This is a genomic window from Curtobacterium sp. JUb34 (genome assembly GCF_003755065.1).
GTDB lineage: Bacteria > Actinomycetota > Actinomycetes > Actinomycetales > Microbacteriaceae > Curtobacterium.
This window is the reverse complement of the sequence record NZ_RJVH01000001.1, coordinates 809,727-823,568: the sequence shown is the minus strand read 5'-3', so window position 1 is coordinate 823,568 and position 13,842 is coordinate 809,727. Positions and strand designations below refer to the sequence as shown.

Genomic DNA, 13,842 nt, shown 5'->3' with positions numbered 1-13,842 from the left:
TGGCCCATGACAACGCTCCGCACCGACCCTGCACCCGCGAACGGTAGCCAGCTGCCCCAACGGCCGCAGACGGCGTTGTTCCGTGACCTGGAGCGGCCAGGCCTGATCGTGTCGAATCTCACACCGAACTGGTTCGCGTCGATCATGGGCACGGGGATCGTCGCTGTCGCAGCTGCGTCACTGCCGCTGCAGTTCCCCGGGCTGCGCCTCGCGGCGACGGTCGTGTGGGCGATCGCCGCGGTGCTCCTCGTCGCCCTCACGATCGCGACGGTGCTGCACTGGATCCGCTACCGGAGCACTGCAGCCAGGCACCACCTCAACCCGGTCATCTCCCACTTCTACGGCGCACCACCGATGGCGTTCCTCACCGTCGGTGCCGGGACACTCCTGCTCGGCAAGGACTGGGTCGGCCTGCCCGCTGCCGTCACCGTCGACTGGGTCCTGTGGACCATCGGCACCATCGGAGGACTGCTCACGGCAGTCCTGGTGCCGTACCTGGCGTTCACCCGCCACGAGAACAAGCCCGACTCCGCGTTCGGCGGTTGGTTGATGCCGATCGTCCCGCCGATGGTGTCCGCCTCCACCGGCGCGCTCCTCCTGCCCTACGCTCCCGCCGGACAGTGGCGCGAGACACTGCTGTGGTCCTGCTACGGCTTCTTCGGCCTCAGCCTCATCACGTCGCTGGTCGTGATCACGTTGATCTGGAACCGACTCGCGCAGCACAAGGTCGGTGCCGCGGGCATGGTCCCGACTCTGTGGATCGTCCTCGGGCCGGTCGGACAGTCGATCACCGCGGTGAACCTCCTCGCATCGAACGCGCACACCGTCGTCGACGAATCCACCGCTCACGCGCTCCTCGTCGTGGCGCTGGTGTACGGGTTCGCGATGCTCGGCTTCGCGCTGCTGTGGACCGTCATCGCCCTCGCGATCACCATCCGCACTGCCCGAGAGCACTTGCCGTTCAGCCTGACCTGGTGGTCCTTCACGTTCCCCGTCGGGACCTGCGTCACCGGACTCAATGGGCTCGCCCTGCACTCCGGACTCACCGTCGTCGCCGTCCTCGCCGTCCTCTACTACGCCGGCCTCGTCGCCGCATGGATCACCGTTGCCCTTCGCACCTTCCACGGATCCGTCATCCGTGGCACCCTGCTGGCACCGCCACAGCCGGCATGAGCACCCCCGAGGAACTCGCTGACGTTCGATCGCTGAACGGTCTCGCGGAGATGTGGCGGACCGCGGCCAACGGCAGCCGACGGTTCGTCCCGAACTTCGACCCACGATCCGGCGGCCGATCCAGCCGCGTCCTGGTCCTGATGCAGTCGCCCGGCCCCCAGACCATCGCCGCAGCGCACGCAGCGATCTGCAGCGAGGACAACCCGGGCCCGACCGCGGCCGCGTTCCGCGCAGCCCGCATCGAGTCCGGTCTCGCACGCAACGAATACGTCCGCTGGAACCTCATCCCATGGGAACTGCCCGACCGCGTGCGGCTCGCGGACATCGACGAGGGGCGGCATGCCCTCGCCACACTGCTCGCGGCCCTCCCCGCGCTCAACGCCATCGTCACGTACGGGGCCGTCGCCCTCGACGGCGTCATGCGACACCTCACCCTGGACGAGCGCCCCCGACTCATCCCGGTCATCGCAGCACCGCACCCCTCTCCCGCTAACGGCCGTCACCGCTCGGAACAACACCTCCGTTCCGTGCGGGCACTTCAGCTCGCCGCGCTGGCGCGACCGCTGTGACGGACACGAACGATCAGCTGTTGCCCGGCCGGTTGTTGGACGAAGGATCTGAGCCTCGAAAGTCCATCGTCTATCGAACACGCTCAACAGCGCCGCAAACGGCCGAGTGCTGGTTAGTGCCCGACCAGCCGAGAGGCATCACTGCAACAGGGACTGCACCGCGTTCCACAGATCGAACTGCTTACCGCCCGCGAGGAGCGCGCCAGCTTTCTTGTAACGGTAGTTGGTCGCGCCAGGCATGCCTGCGCCGAGCAAGCGGACACTGCCGACTAGGTGACCATCATCGGCGAGCGTCACCTTCCGGTCTGAGGGAGATCCGGCTGGTGGGTCTTCGCAGGTGACCACGTAACGGTGTCCCGTGTCGGTCTCAACTTCGAACTGCTGTACGTGGTCGAGGTCGGCGTCACGGTCCTGAGTTCGGCCGTGCACTGTCACCGATTTGATGTTCGCTTGCACTGCTCGAGCTTCCTCGCTCTTCGAGGCGGCTGACCTGCTAAGGATCGGCTATCGAGACGACCGGCGACAGCTCCTTAGGCGCACCCTGGTCGGCGTTCGCATCGGCCGCACTATCGCGGGTGTCCGCGTTGCCGGTCGGGCCTCGGCCGGGGAGAATGCCTGAACTTCAGGCTGCCTAGGCACACGTGAGGATGAGAGGCCGTCGGCATGGCGACGAGATCCGACCGCCTCGACGACTCTCCGCCGCTCCTACCAGTACGTGATAGCTCAGCTGCGCGCCGAAGCACGTGGCCCAACCTCCGTTCATCCCTTGACCCACCGGGCCGTGGCTCAGACGCGTCTGATGATCCAGCTCCCCGTACGACCCCCGTGGAATACGCTGTACTCTTTACCTTCACGCGTCGCAATGATTCGAGCCCGATTGCGTTCCTGGCCCTTCCGGGGCGCGACATCTACGTACACTATGTCCTTTAGCGGGATATCCGGGTACTTCCGCCGTAGGGCCTTGACGTAGTCCTCGTGCTCAGACAGCGCAGTTTTGAGGGCAGGACCGCTCATCGTCGAACCCACTGTCGCGACGACCCCCTCAGTCGCGTCCTCCGCGTCCTCTTCATCCTGTGACGCGTCAATCGCCGTCTTCGCATTTGCAGTGCTTACGAGATAAATCGTTAGCGCGAGCAAAGTCCCCCAGATCCCCCACCCAAGGGCAACGACATCGAATACTGAACGACCCCACTCCAGAACGCGGGTTATCCCTACAGCTAGACCGGCCGCCACCACACCGGTGAGTGTGACCACCAGCGGACGTAGTGTGATCGCCCATCGGATTGAACCGCTGTAGACGACCGGGTTTTCGGGATCGTGACTCCTCATCGAAGCAGCATATAGGCGAGTCGGGCTCAAACCTCGTCGCGAGGTGTCCAGCCCCCCGAATGGGGGCCCATCCTGCTCGTCAAGCGCGACCGGCCGACTCGTGACTCCTGGCCTGGATCCATCGACATCAGGCCTCGATCCGCTTGGTGTTAAAGGCTTGCGGAAGTCTCTGGTCGCGATGCGCTCATCACGCTCCTTCGCGCGACGTCAACGGAGCGCCAACCTCCTTGACGGAGATCACGGCGTCGCAGACCCGATCAGAGAGGTGCCGCATGCTCGTAGCGTCACGGCATCGAGTACCGCGTGCGTGCTCGACCGGTGACTGCCGGTTCTGAAGCTTGAATCCCGGGAGCTCCCTCGCTCTGATCGGATTCCGCCCGCGTCGGGACTGTCCGAGTCACCATGCGCAGGCTACTCATTCTCGAAGTCACAATCCTTCACGCGTCTCAATAGACGGTGAACTCACTGCCGTCGGGCTCGGAAGTCGCCATCCGGCGGTAAACACCGTGCTCCGCCAGAAAATCGATCATGACTTGGACGGCCCGAACAGCCTCGAGATCGCTGGGTGCCAAACCTCGGTGCGCAGCATTGTTACGCAACTCATTTGAAGAGCGAAGACGCTCATACGTCACCTGCAGCGTTAGCCCTGAGTCTTCTGCAATCGAGATGAAGGTCCCGAAGCTCGGTTTCCGGTCAAGCCGTTTCTGCTGCTTCGGCGGCAAAGTGGAGCGCAGGCTTCCGACGTGGCGCGTCAAGGCGATCTCTACCGCCGTAGTAGCGTCGATGATCGCTCGACGATTCGCGCCTCGACGTTGCGCAGCACGGGCATCGCGGCTAAGCAGCTCTTCCAACGGAGGTTCTTTCCCCTCCCCGACGGCCTTCAGCAGCGCTTCCCACTCTCGTTCTTGGACTGGCCGAATGTGCGGGGTGGTGATCCTCAACCCAAGGGCGTTTTGATGCGGTGGTTCGATAAAGGTAAGCCCCGAGCCCACCGCTTCTGCGTCGAATACGCGGTGTTTAGGGTTGAGATCCTGGCCGGTAAGGACCTCCACCCAACTGCGAACACTGCCGAACCACCAGTCGACACCCTCCGCAAGCTGCTGATCCACTGTCCGCCAGGGCAGGTCATCGTCATTTGGGCCCTTAACATTCAGCAGCGCGATGCGCACCAGCGCCGTGGCTGGCTTCAAGGACTCAGGGATGAAAGCACCGTACTCCTGCGTCCAGGTTAAGCCCTCCGCCTCCTCTGACAAGTCCGAGATAGCGGGCGGTGCGCCGTCTGGCTCATGATCTTTCGGCATCGCAACGTCGAATTCGAGGCCACCAACACCCGATTCGTAGGTCCGACTCAACGTTGCCGCCGCGACCCAGATCGGTACAGGTAGCTCATAGATCGCCGTGACGTTAACTTCAGTCACTGCCCCTCACGCTCTCGCCCAAAGACGGACGGTTCTGTGGCTCATAAGTTTCTGCGATCCAGCCCGGCTTGCTCCGGCGCAGGACCAGAGAGAGTCTGAAACTCAGGATTGGGTAGACGATATCCGTTCATCTCGGTGCCGACGGCTCTAGGGCGACACGAGGAGACGAGAGGTTTGAATCGGAGTTCCTACCGAATGTTCGACCCCTCCTTGAAGGCCCGCCGGCTCGCAACGACCTGCTCGCTCCTCGCAACTCTGTTGACCCGCTCTGTGCGGACCGCTTCGAGAGGCGTCGAAGGCGCTCGCGCAGCGAACGGCGGTTTGCGGACGGGGACATGCGATCTCCTAGAGCGACGGCGAGCAGCCGACAGGCGCCTCACGAGCTTCCTACACAGCAAGCTCTCCTCTGAGCCTAGGAGATGCCGAACCGACCTCCGTTCGATGCTTGGTGGAGGAACGGTCGCGAAGACGGGGCCGACGGTGGCCGGTAGGGGAGGGACTGAAGGCTGCCAATCATCTCCTCGACTTAACTGTCGATATGCGGCAGTCAAGATGCCGACGTGGGTCTGGCCAGGATCGGCACTGCGTCCCCGAGAGCAAATCGGCTGGGGCCGCAATGTGGGCACGCTGGCTCGGCGACGGTTTCGAATTCCACGGTCTCGTCGGTCCGAGGGTTGTACGACACCCAGTGGTCAGGGGTCACGTCCGGTTCGGTGAGGCCGCCGATGCTCATGAGCCAGTCATCGACCGCACGGGATGCGGCGACGGCGTTCAGCGTGATCACGCTTGGAGCGTGCACGTCGTCGTCGTCGACGTATCGCTGGCGGCGTCGTTGGATGTCGCTGGTGGCTTCCTCGGTGAGCCGCGAGGCGGGAATGAGCCCGTTGCAGCGCAGGCATCCGCTGCCCGGGCTGCTCATCCGTGAGACGGAGAAGATGTCACTGACGTGTCCGTTGCTGGTGGACACCTTCGAACCGATCTGGGTGTTGGGGATCAGGTACTGGTGGGTGATGGAGTTCACGAGGCGGCGTGCGAGCGCGGAGTCGGCCGCGAGGAAGATGTGGTCGCAGTCGGTTAAAGCGACGGCGACGTCGGCTTCGAGTACGGAGCGTGGGATCGTCGTGATCCGGGACGCCGGGGACGCTTCCCTGGCCACGCGTGCGGCGATGCGTACTTTCTGCGTCGACCATCGGGCCGCCGCAGCGACGGCCCAGCGCGGCGCCCATCCCGGGAGGAGCGTTGCCGGGAGATCCCGTCGGCGCGCGCCAACGACACGGGGCACGTTCGAGGTGTCCAGACGGTCCGGATCGATCAGGAGGATCTCGCCGACACCGAGCCTGGCGAGGTATTCGCTCACGAGCGATCCCGCTCCACCGACACCGACGACGGCAACCCGGGACGCAGCGAGGATCGCTTGGCCGCGGTCACCGAAGATCCGCGCTTGCCGGTCGTAGGCCGGGTCGGCGACTGCGATCGGTGTCGGCTCGGCGGTGAGATCGTGTTGCGGGCGTCCGACAACACGAAGATGGGTGAGCTCGTGACGGCGGCCGTCGGCGGTCCAGATGTCACCGGCGACCGCGTCCCTGGCGAACACGAGCGCCCCCACGGGCGGGCCATTGTTGATGCCGAGCAGCGCCGGGTACCCACGCTCGTGCGATGCCATGTCTGTGTTGGAGAAACCCACGCGGTCGGTGCCACCGTGGTTGTGGACGGCGAGGTAGGCCAGCCCTTCCTCGGCGCACGCGTCGATGTTTTCGGCTGCGAACGCGGCGGTGAGCTTGCGGTAGCCGCGGTCGCCGGGGATGTAGTCCGTGCCGTCGACCGCCGGGACGACGGTACGGACGAGCAGCCGGTTCCCGCGGCTGCTCGTCGCGATGCCGCACCGCAGTACGGCGCCGTGTTCGTCGCCGTCCCCGGGGAACAGATGCGTGTGAAGCTCCTGCCAGTGCTTCTCGGTCATCACGACCGACCATGCGTTGTTCATTCGGTCTCCAGCCAACGCAGTACCTTCAGTACCTTGGTCGCGGCGGTGTCTACGGCCGGGTTCAGCCGGTTGCTGCGACGAGACAGCTGTGTGCCCGGCTCACCGTGGGGACCCCACGTGACGTTCTGGAACGCGATCCCGTGCGCAGCGCCGTCTCGTCGGTGTAGATCCGGTCGGATGAACAGCGGGTACACGTCCGCCTCGGGGTAGGGGTAGGTGATCTGAAACGCGATCCAGGAGCGCTCTTCCTGGTAGGCCGGGCCCAGCGATACAGGATCGATACGCACCCACGCGCCGCCCTGGCCGTCGCTTTCGAAGGTGACCTTCGCGTCCAGGAAGGTCTGTTCCAGCTCGTCGATCGCGTCGAGGATCGCGCTGCTGATGGTGACCTCGTTCACGAGTTGTCGTCCCCGTCGAGCGCACGGAACTCGTCGCCGGCGTGGACGTGGAGGCGCTGGTCATCGCTGACGGTGCGGTACTTCTTGCCGTCCTTGATGGACAGGAGGAAGTCCGGCTGGATCGGCGCACCCTGCGCGATCGCGGCCGCCTTGATCGACGCCCCGGTCTGTCGTGCTCCTCGCACCGTGACCGGGGCACGGTTCACGATGACGGGGATGTCGTGCATCGGGAGCGGGCTGGTGAAGAACCGGTCTCCCGCAGCGACCGGAACAATCTCGCCGGCACCGATGGGGTCATCGAGGGCGTCGGGGATGTCTCGCCAGATGCCGTGATCTTCGGGGACGGACGGTGTGGGAAGGTCACGCAGCTGCTGCTCCATCAGGGACGCTGAGCGCACCTCGTAGGGAACCTTGTCGATGAAGATCGCGCGAGGACGATCCGTGAAGAACCGCATGCCGTCGGTCACGGCGAGGGTCTCCGCGTTGGCGACGGAGTGGTCCTGCGCGTCGGGGACGTCGAGCCAGATGTGCTCGGCCGGCGGGGCGATCAGGTTCCGCAGCTCCTCCCCGGTGAGGTGGCGCTGGTGGATGTGGATCTGCTCGCCGTCGATGACGACGCTGGTCGTGTGCTGGGATGAGGCCACGGTGGGCTCCTCGTTTCTGTCCGCTGTGAGGAGGCGGTTGCCTGCTCACTGGTCAGAGACGGGACAGTCCCGAGATCGTCCAGCAGAGATGTCAGCTCAAGCAGTCGGCGCAGATCATGGACCCGGCCGGGAACTGCGCAGACGCCTTCTCGAGGAAGCACTCGTTGCAGGTGCGCAGCGCCGCAGCCGTGCACCCGCAGTGCCCTGCGGGGCAGCGCGGGTGCCCGCACCGACGACAGGTGAATGCGATTGTGAAGCGGGCGCCGCAGTGTTCGCACTCTTCCCACCGGTCGATGGTTCGTTCCGATGTGCCGTCGCGGGGCGGCGAGTACGACAACCAGGATGCGCCGTACTCCACCTGGACGAGGAAGAGGTGATCTCCGGACCATGCTGCCTGGCCGTAGAGGCGGTTCGATGAGTGGCCGGTTCGGTACCAAATCTGCGCATCGTCTCGGGTGACCGCTCGAGTGGGGTCGTCAGCGTCCAACGCGGCGCGCACCAAAGGGTTCTGCCGCTGGTCGCTTCCACGTGCAGGCGGGAACAGACCGCCACGTGCTGCGGCGAAGCTCACGGTACCCGTGCCATCAACAACGGCGACGACGCCGGGCGACTGCAGCGCCCCGGCCAGTCGAACGCAGATCGCCGCCCGTGACGCGTTCGACGAGTCGAACAGCTCGACCGCGCCGACCGCGGTGGGGCCGCGGCGCGGCGTGTGCAGCACCACCAGGTCCGCGGGAAGAAGGATCCGCGCCGCGAACGCGTCGCAGCAGGCGTCCTCGAACTCCTCGGGGTGAGCGTGCTCAACCACGGTCGTGCCGAGGCACACATCAGTTTTCTGCAGGTGATGACCGAGCTCGTGGAGGGCGGTGAACTGCTGCCGGCGCCTCGACATCGACTCGGTCACGAGCAATGTCGGCGGCTCCCATCGGTACCCGCCGGCGACGGAGCAGCCTTGCGTGTAGTCGCGTGGCACGAACTCTGGCACGACGGTGACTGTCAGATCTGTTCGCTGCCGCAGCTCCCGCATCGCGTCGAGCGTGAGTGCTTCGACGTCGCCGCCGCGAGCGTGCCACACCGCGAGCATCGCGTCCACCTGTGCGGGGACCGCGTCGAAGGTGCGTGGCACGTCATCGGCTCCGCAGGTTGCGAACGGTTTCCAACCGTTGCCGCCACAACTCCCGGCCGGACCCGGTTTGACGGGCGGCGAGCTGGAACGCCTCGTAGCCCAACTGCGCTCGTGCTGCAGTCTCGTCACCATCAACGGCGCTCGCCCGAATCATCGGCCGCCAACGTGGTTCTTGCAGTTCTCGATCGAGCTCCCTAGGCAACGGCAGTCGCAACGCTTCGATGGCAGTCTCAGTGACTCCCACCGCGGCAGCGAGCGCTCGGGTTTCATCGGCGGTGAGCTGTTCTTTGCCTAGGCGGATGGCCATGGCTCTGGGTTGTGACACTCGCAGGACCTGCATGATCGTTGGCAGTGCGATCGCTGAGATGTCAGCGGGTGGTTGCGAGTCGTCTCGGACGGTCAGCCGGGGTGCCTCCCGCAGTGTTTCCAATGCGTCGAGGAGCTCGTCAGTTCCTAGCGCGGACCCGGATCCAGGCGAAGGATCGGCGTGCGCACGATGCACTCCGCTGGCAGTATCGAGGAGCGTCTCAGGTTGCTGAGCCGTGCGGAGGACGCTCAGCAGCGTCGGCGGCAACGTGGCAATGATGGCGTCGAGTGCAGCGAACGGGACCCAGGCCGCTTCAGTCGGCCAAACACCGATTGCGCCGCCGACGGGGGTCCTCTCGGCATCGATGATGACGGCGCGGCTGTCGGCGACATTGGGTTCGAGTGTGGCGGGGTAGGCCCAGGCGAGCGCACCGTCGTCGTCAACCTGATCGATGACAAGCATCGCGCTGATGTCGCGCCAATCCGCTTGCCGCAGCTGGCCTGATTCCACACTGTCCGTTTGGCTGCTGCCGCGCAACACACGTTCCCGTAGCTTCGGGCTCACGGGGAACTGCTTCGCGAGCGCAAACCAGCGCTCTGCTGCCTCAGATGGCACGGGTGTCCTCCAGGTCGTCAGACGGTGAAGACGGGACAGCTCCATCTTCGTCCAGCACGAGGCCAATCATGCTCTTCAGCGCCGCCATTCCGCGCTCGTCATCGCCAGCGAGCTCGATCAGCCGCGCCTGCAGCTGTGCCTTCGCGGAGTACGCGCTACTCCGCCCAACCCCGAGGGCTCGAGCGAGTGCGGTCATGTCCTCGCTGTGCCGGATGACAAGCCGTTCCTTATCTGTCAGCAGCCGCAGGAGCGTCTCTCCGCGGATTGCCTCGCGGATTCGGTCAGCTGCTACCTGGACGGCGTCCGGGTCGGCAGGGGCCTCGTCTAGGCCAGCATCATCTGATTGCACGGCCGAGAGATGCGCGTCGCCGCTGAGCATCACGGATGGGAATCGGTCCGCGCAGATCCGGGTGATGTCGCTCACGCTCAGCCGCCCAGCAACGTTCAGCAGCCGTCGTATGAGCTCTTCCAGCTGTCCGGCCCGGCCGAGCGTGACCGCCCCGCCCCCTGTGGGGAAGGTGACGTCGACACGTGCAGCGAGGGCAGTCGCACGCAGCTGGGCGTGAGTGTGTGGGCGATCGGCGTCCTCTCCGCTCGCTTCGCGCCAGTAGTGCGCCACGGCAGATGGCGCGAACAGTGGAGAGCGTTCTAGGCGTTTCTCCAGTCGGTTGCGCAGCGCTCCCCAGGGGTGTTGCCGGACACGGTCAACAAGCCATCGTTCGGCCCATTTTCGGGTCAGACGGGTTGCGGCCGCGTCGTTGGGTGCTGCGGTGACGGCGTCGACATAGCCGGGGTTCTTGTCCGCGAAGAACTGGTTGACGAGATCACTGATCTCGTCAGGCGGAACTAGTCCCGGGAAGCGGGGCACTTGGGCGGTGAATACGGCGGCCATCATCTTGAGCGCCGCTACACCAAGGTGTCCCAGCGCGGCCGCTTCGTCGCGGATGGTTGTCGTTTCCATTCGTCCAACTCGGGTTAGTACCAGTGGGATGGGGCGAGTTCAGCGCTGACGAGATAGGCGCGTCACCCGCCCTGACGCCTCACTCCGGCTGAGAAGCCGCGGTCGATGAGTGAGCCTAAGCATCGGCGCCGGCTGCGCGAGTCGATCCACCTTGTTCTATCAAACCGGTCTGTCGGCGATGGGCAGGTCGAGCTCCGCGTCCGCAACAGTTGGATAGATCGCTTCAAGCACGTAACTGCGGCGGCCTTCATCGACACCCCGTCCGATGGCGGTATAGATGGTGAACCGTGCTTCCACTCGGCGGTCTTCGACGGTCGCTAGTTGTGCAACGCGCTGCTCGAGGTCGGACGATTCGAAACTCGCGGCAAAAGTACGCGCGCGATCATCTGCCGCGAAGAACATGAGTCCCTTGTCCCACCGGTGACCCGTGATCGCTCCAGACGTGTTCCATTGCGTTCGGTGTACGTCTTGGACAGCGAGCTGTTCCGCGAGGTGTTTCGCGCCGCGGCTCGTGAGAGATACCCCGTGAGAGCCCAGCCCTTGCTTTTGGAAGCGGCCGGTGATCTGCCAGTCCCTCGCGGCCACCTGCTCGGCGACCTTGCGTAACTGAGTCCGGGCTCGGAACGGGATCGACTGAATGATGCCATCGAGGGCCGCGCTGTCGGGTTCAGGTTCGGCGTTGCTGAACACGTTTGCGATGGCCCACAGCGAATCCGAGTACACGTCGCTCTCGGTCCACACGCGATCATCGGTCACGCCCGCTGTCAGCGGCGTGTGTCGTTCATCAGCGCGTTCGTGTGGCATCGGTGCAATGAAAGTGGCGCGGACCGACCCTGGCCCCGGAGCGATACGGAGCGGAGCGCTCATCGCTCCGAGCCGAAGCATGCTCTTGGCGTACTCCTTCGACGCGTCCGCCATCGACGTGACGAACACCCCGAACGACTTGGCGTTCGTGGCATGATCGCGCACGTCGCCCCCGTCAAGATGCAGTTCTAGTTCGGCCGCATCAGGCGCCAACTCCTCTTCAGCGACGAGCTGCAAAGACGGAGTGTCAACGGCCGAGGACAGGAGCGCTCCGACCAGGAGGTCGCTGTCAGCATCGGCGCGAGCTTCGCGTAACGCCGCTCGAAAGAGCTCTTCGAGAGACTTCTCATCACCGTCCGGCATTCGGATTCATCACCTCCACGTAACCTTTGCGCTCCCCGTCGAGGGAAGTCTTCCCTGGACCGGTGACGTTCGACCACATCCGATCCCAGTACGCGAGCAGCGCTGGCTTGTCCGCGGGGGCGGGGTACGCGTCGATGAGGCCGCCCATCACTGCCGCCTTCTCGAGGGTGACAGATTCGCCGGACACCACCGCAGTCAGGTTCGACATCGTGAACAGCGGCGCGCGAACCACTGCGCTCAAGCCGCCGGGAGGGGTTGGTCGGTCGTATACGACGACCACGTCGGCGTCCTCCGGTGCAGCCCAGGGCTTGTGTGTGACGAAGCCGCCGTCGATCCGCAACCGCGCCGAGGGGAGTGCATCCCAGACGAGCGCCGCGTACAACGAGAGCGCGTCGAACACCCGTTGCCGACGCTCGCGGAACGGCGCCTCGACCACGAATCGTTGATGCAGCTCATCAAGCGTCGCCGGGTACGGATGGGTCGCGGGCGGCAGAAAGCCGCGGTCGTCCAACGCCGGAAGCACAGTCCCCCTCTTGAGCAGTTCGTTGGCCCAGTGTAGAGCTGAGGAAGACTTTGCGAACGTCCTCGTCCGGGGGTACGTCGTCCGGCTGCAAAGTGGGTTTGCCTGATCGATCTGGCGGCTCAACCGCTGAGCTCCCGCCCGACCGTGCCACTCCGTTACAGTGCGGGTGTGCCACGTCCCTTGACCGACCTCGCTGACTGGACGACGATTCCCGCCTGGCCGAGAGTTGGATGTCCGGAGTGCAGGATCGGCACCGTCGGTCACGAAGCCGTCACGCAGCACCTCGACGCTGCCTCCCGAGCGTTGGTCGAACAGTCACGGCGTGACTGGAACGGACCGGACGAGCTGTCCGGACCTTTCTCGGGAACGCTGGCATGCGACAACCACGACTGTGAGGCACGTCTCGTGGTTGCAGGCGACTGGGCGTACTCCTGGGACGTCGATCTAACGGATGGATCCGCCCATCTGACCGACTTCTACCGCGTCCGCTTCGTCTTACCGCCTCTGCGCTTGTTCGAACCTCCCGCGGCTACCCCAAGCTCCGTCCAGGCGGAGATCACCGCAAGTGGGGTTGTGGTATTCGCGAACCCGAGCGCCGCTGGCAATCGGCTTCGTCGAGCGGTAGAGGAGCTTCTCGATGCCCAGCGGGTGCGAAAGACCGAACTGCGGGCCCGCCGCGGCAAGCAAGTTCGGGAGCGGCTGAGCCTCCACCAACGTATTGAACTGTTCGGCGTCCGCTACCCGAATGTCAAAGACGTGTTGCTGGCGGTGAAGTGGATCGGCAACGACGCCACCCACGGTCAGGAGATGACCGTCGCAGACGTCCTCCTCTGCGCAACGGTCCTTGAAGCCGCGCTGCGATCGCTATACGACCGCAGTGATGCGGACCTCCGTGCGCTCGTGAGTCGGATCAACAGTCAGCGCGGCCTCGGACGCCGCGTCGGCTAGACCCGCATACGGCCCCGTCGGGCGGGGTGGCCTAACATGTGCCTCATGGCAGTTCCGCGCCGGGGTCATCCCGCTGACCGGGCTCCAGAACCATGGCCCGAGGTCGCGTCTGAGGACCCGCTTGCGGAGGTTGCCCGTGAGCTTGTCCTCCGTTTGCGGCTGGCGATGGGGACCAGGAGCGTTCGAACGGTTGCCCAGGCAGCCGGCGTGAGCCATGTAACCCTGCTACGGGTCCTCAACGGTCAAGTCTGGCCGGACCTTGCGACCATCACTCGGCTCGAGATCGCTCTGGACACGGACCTGCATTCGTCTCGAGCGGTCCGAGACGCTCGCTCCTCGCGCACCGACTAGGGCTTTGTGCTCTCGGGAGGCCAGTTGAGTCTCTCGAAGAGGATGCGAACGCCTGGTTGGGGACCTTGGTCGTGGGCGGCGACCGCCTTGGGGTGCAGGGTGCGTCCTGCTGCGACGCGATGAGCGAGGGCGACCAGTTCATCGCTGCCCGAGTCACGCTCCTCAGCAATCACCCGACCAGTTCGCCCGTCGATGACCAGCGCCACATGCTCCGTCCCGCGAGACACGACGAGGTCCACGCGTATGTCGGCGTCCGCGATCTCGAGCACGACATCTGTCGGAACGTGGATGCCCTGCAGCCATGTGAGGTCCACAGAGCTCCCCTCGAT

General features: G+C 65.1%; 16 protein-coding genes. 4 read left to right on the top strand and 12 right to left on the bottom strand.

The features are described 5' to 3' along the window. Positions 1–6: 6 nt before the first annotated feature. Both EDF63_RS03900 and EDF63_RS03895 read left to right on the top strand, forming a co-directional pair. The gene (locus EDF63_RS03900) at positions 7–1,173 is read left to right on the top strand and encodes a TDT family transporter (RefSeq protein WP_260232962.1); all 1,167 of its coding nucleotides are present in this window, start codon (positions 7–9) and stop codon (positions 1,171–1,173) included. Further along, positions 1,170–1,742: a uracil-DNA glycosylase family protein gene (locus EDF63_RS03895; RefSeq protein ID WP_123311353.1), complete on the top strand. Its 573-nt coding sequence runs from the start codon at positions 1,170–1,172 to the stop codon at positions 1,740–1,742. The genes EDF63_RS03900 and EDF63_RS03895 overlap by 4 nt, the downstream gene beginning before the upstream one ends. 138 nt (positions 1,743–1,880) lie before the next feature. Here the strand turns inward: EDF63_RS03895 and EDF63_RS03890 are convergent, their stop codons facing one another. The 11 genes from EDF63_RS03890 to EDF63_RS03840 all read right to left on the bottom strand — a co-directional run bounded on the left by EDF63_RS03890 (position 1,881) and on the right by EDF63_RS03840 (position 12,202). Further along, entirely contained in the window at positions 1,881–2,198 is a 318-nt protein-coding gene (locus EDF63_RS03890) for a hypothetical protein (protein WP_148061716.1), read from the bottom strand. Positions 2,199–2,528: 330 nt separating this feature from the next. Continuing rightward, on the bottom strand, positions 2,529–3,071 hold the full coding sequence (locus EDF63_RS18380) for a hypothetical protein (RefSeq protein ID WP_146247667.1): 543 nt from the start codon (positions 3,069–3,071) through the stop codon (positions 2,529–2,531). A gap of 446 nt (positions 3,072–3,517) precedes the next feature. After that, positions 3,518–4,489 (bottom strand): hypothetical protein, encoded by a 972-nt coding sequence (locus tag EDF63_RS03885; protein WP_123311349.1) that lies wholly within the window; start codon positions 4,487–4,489, stop codon positions 3,518–3,520. Between the two features lie 547 nt (positions 4,490–5,036). After that, complete coding sequence (locus EDF63_RS03880; RefSeq protein ID WP_185021278.1) at positions 5,037–6,473, bottom strand: ThiF family adenylyltransferase; 1,437 nt, start codon at positions 6,471–6,473, stop codon at positions 5,037–5,039. Then, positions 6,470–6,871 (bottom strand): hypothetical protein, encoded by a 402-nt coding sequence (locus EDF63_RS03875; protein ID WP_221180522.1) that lies wholly within the window; start codon positions 6,869–6,871, stop codon positions 6,470–6,472. The genes EDF63_RS03880 and EDF63_RS03875 overlap by 4 nt, the downstream gene beginning before the upstream one ends. Beyond that, the gene (locus EDF63_RS03870; RefSeq protein WP_123311346.1) at positions 6,868–7,515 is read right to left on the bottom strand and encodes a multiubiquitin domain-containing protein; all 648 of its coding nucleotides are present in this window, start codon (positions 7,513–7,515) and stop codon (positions 6,868–6,870) included. Before EDF63_RS03870 ends, EDF63_RS03875 begins: the two co-directional genes overlap by 4 nt. Positions 7,516–7,606: 91 nt before the next feature. Next, positions 7,607–8,641 (bottom strand): ImmA/IrrE family metallo-endopeptidase, encoded by a 1,035-nt coding sequence (locus tag EDF63_RS18855; RefSeq protein ID WP_221180521.1) that lies wholly within the window; start codon positions 8,639–8,641, stop codon positions 7,607–7,609. Between the two features lies 1 nt (position 8,642). Next, a complete protein-coding gene (locus tag EDF63_RS03855) occupies positions 8,643–9,512 on the bottom strand; it encodes a hypothetical protein (RefSeq protein WP_221180520.1) in 870 nt (289 codons plus the stop codon). Between the two features lie 40 nt (positions 9,513–9,552). Then, on the bottom strand, positions 9,553–10,524 hold the full coding sequence (locus tag EDF63_RS18850; RefSeq protein WP_221180519.1) for a hypothetical protein: 972 nt from the start codon (positions 10,522–10,524) through the stop codon (positions 9,553–9,555). Between the two features lie 159 nt (positions 10,525–10,683). After that, the gene (locus EDF63_RS03845) at positions 10,684–11,565 is read right to left on the bottom strand and encodes a hypothetical protein (RefSeq protein WP_146247668.1); all 882 of its coding nucleotides are present in this window, start codon (positions 11,563–11,565) and stop codon (positions 10,684–10,686) included. Between the two features lie 112 nt (positions 11,566–11,677). Next, positions 11,678–12,202 (bottom strand): DUF6932 family protein, encoded by a 525-nt coding sequence (locus EDF63_RS03840; RefSeq protein ID WP_146247669.1) that lies wholly within the window; start codon positions 12,200–12,202, stop codon positions 11,678–11,680. 180 nt (positions 12,203–12,382) lie between these two features. Between EDF63_RS03840 and EDF63_RS03835 the strand changes: the two genes are divergently transcribed. Both EDF63_RS03835 and EDF63_RS19095 read left to right on the top strand, forming a co-directional pair. Next, complete coding sequence (locus tag EDF63_RS03835) at positions 12,383–13,162, top strand: DUF4145 domain-containing protein (protein ID WP_185021277.1); 780 nt, start codon at positions 12,383–12,385, stop codon at positions 13,160–13,162. Between the two features lie 36 nt (positions 13,163–13,198). Beyond that, the gene (locus EDF63_RS19095) at positions 13,199–13,513 is read left to right on the top strand and encodes a helix-turn-helix transcriptional regulator (protein ID WP_123311340.1); all 315 of its coding nucleotides are present in this window, start codon (positions 13,199–13,201) and stop codon (positions 13,511–13,513) included. On the opposite strand, the gene EDF63_RS18375 is transcribed toward EDF63_RS19095, so the two are convergent. Beyond that, positions 13,510–13,827: a hypothetical protein gene (locus EDF63_RS18375; RefSeq protein WP_148061715.1), complete on the bottom strand. Its 318-nt coding sequence runs from the start codon at positions 13,825–13,827 to the stop codon at positions 13,510–13,512. The genes EDF63_RS19095 and EDF63_RS18375 overlap by 4 nt on opposite strands. Positions 13,828–13,842: the final 15 nt, after the last annotated feature.

Bases quoted from the DNA above. Each gene is read 5' to 3' on its own strand.
- EDF63_RS03880 (WP_185021278.1), bottom strand. From the start codon at position 6,473: ATGAACAACGCATGGTCGGTCGTGATGACCGAGAAGCACTGGCAGGAG.
- EDF63_RS18850 (WP_221180519.1), bottom strand. From the start codon at position 10,524: ATGGAAACGACAACCATCCGCGACGAAGCGGCCGCGCTGGGACACCTT.
- EDF63_RS19095 (WP_123311340.1), top strand. From the start codon at position 13,199: ATGTGCCTCATGGCAGTTCCGCGCCGGGGTCATCCCGCTGACCGGGCT.
- EDF63_RS18380 (WP_146247667.1), bottom strand. From the start codon at position 3,071: ATGAGGAGTCACGATCCCGAAAACCCGGTCGTCTACAGCGGTTCAATC.
- EDF63_RS03895 (WP_123311353.1), top strand. From the start codon at position 1,170: ATGAGCACCCCCGAGGAACTCGCTGACGTTCGATCGCTGAACGGTCTC.
- EDF63_RS03900 (WP_260232962.1), top strand. From the start codon at position 7: ATGACAACGCTCCGCACCGACCCTGCACCCGCGAACGGTAGCCAGCTG.